The organism is Kineococcus aridisoli (genome assembly GCF_050871885.1).
In the GTDB taxonomy this organism is placed as follows: domain Bacteria; phylum Actinomycetota; class Actinomycetes; order Actinomycetales; family Kineococcaceae; genus Kineococcus.
In genome coordinates this window covers 1-1,218 of record NZ_JBJLSF010000174.1, presented here as the reverse complement: position 1 = coordinate 1,218, position 1,218 = coordinate 1, and the positions used below count along the sequence as shown (strand labels likewise).

Below are 1,218 nucleotides of genomic sequence, written 5' to 3'. Positions count from 1 at the left end.
GGAGCCTCCACCCGTCACGGGTGGTGGCTCCGCGTGGGTGCGCCGCCCGCGGCGGACGGGGCGCTGCCGCTCAGAGGTCCCGGGTCGTGCGCTGCTGCACGGTGCGTGCGGGGTCGCCCGTGGTGATGGTCGTCGTGGCGCGCCGGCGCGGCTGGAAGACGGCGAGCTCCAGGACGATGCCGAGCACCCCGACGCCCATGAGGATCCAGCCGACGACCTGCAGGTCCACGCCGTTGAGGTCGACGTTCACCGCGAAGGTCAGGATCGCCCCGAGGGCGATGAGGAAGATGCCGGTTCCCAGGCGCATGCTGCCAGGGTGCGCCACGCCCGGGGCGCCCGCACGTCGGCGCCGATCACCACCACCCGGGTGGCGGTGCCCCGGCCGGTGCCCCGGGCGGGACCGGCGGTCGGCGGCGACGCCTAGGATCGACCCCGCCCCCACCACCGCCGACCCGGCGAGACCAGATCAGGAGAACCGTGGCGATCCAGCCGATCCGACTCTTCGGGGACCCCGTCCTGCGCCAGCGCGCCCAGGAGGTCACCACCTTCGACAAGGAGCTGCGCCAGCTCGTCAAGGACCTCGAGGAGACGATGCTCGCCGCACCCGGGGCGGGCCTGGCCGCGCCCCAGCTGGGCGTGTCGCTGCGCGTGTTCACCTACCACGCCGACGGCGAGCTGGGTCACCTCGTCAACCCCGTGCTGGAGCTCAGCGAGGAGTGCCAGGAGGGCGACGAGGGCTGCCTGTCGTTCCCCGGGATCGTCGCCGACACCAAGCGCGCGCTGCACGTGGTCGCCAAGGGCTTCGACATGCACGGCGAGCCGGTGACCATCACGGGCTCGGAGTACAAGGCGCGCGCCATCCAGCACGAGACCGACCACCTCGACGGCATCCTCTTCATCGACCGCCTCGACCGGGCCCAGCGCAAGCTGGCCCTCAAGGCCGTCCGGGAGGCGGAGTGGATGGGCCTGCCCGTCCCGCAGGTCAAGGTCTCCCCGCACGACACGTTCGGACAGGCGAGGTAGTGCGCCTCGTCGTCGCCGGCACCCCCGACGTCGCGCTGGTCGCGCTGGACGCCCTGCTGGCCAGCTCCCACGAGGTCGTCGCCGTCCTGACCCGCCCCGACGCCGCCGCCGGCCGCGGCCGGCGGCGCCCCCCCTCCCCGCTGCCGCTGGGCGCCCGCCACGTGGGTCAGCCGCTGCTTCACCCCGATCGGCCCC

At 74.2% G+C, this 1,218-nt stretch carries 2 protein-coding genes and 1 pseudogene; 2 read left to right on the top strand and 1 reads right to left on the bottom strand.

Features of this window, described 5'->3' with window-relative positions; translation table 11 throughout:
• Window positions 1-70 precede the first annotated feature (70 nt).
• Window positions 71-307, bottom strand: coding sequence for a DUF6458 family protein (locus tag ACRYM2_RS23135; RefSeq protein WP_432525049.1), 237 nt, complete (start codon window positions 305-307; stop codon window positions 71-73).
• A gap of 170 nt (window positions 308-477) precedes the next feature.
• On the opposite strand from ACRYM2_RS23135, the gene def reads away from it, so the two are divergent.
• On the top strand, window positions 478-1,023 hold the full coding sequence (gene def, locus ACRYM2_RS23130; RefSeq protein WP_432525047.1) for a peptide deformylase: 546 nt from the start codon (window positions 478-480) through the stop codon (window positions 1,021-1,023).
• Window positions 1,023-1,218: pseudogene (locus ACRYM2_RS23125) on the top strand (methionyl-tRNA formyltransferase); the annotation flags it as partial. The gene def and the pseudogene ACRYM2_RS23125, both read left to right, overlap by 1 nt.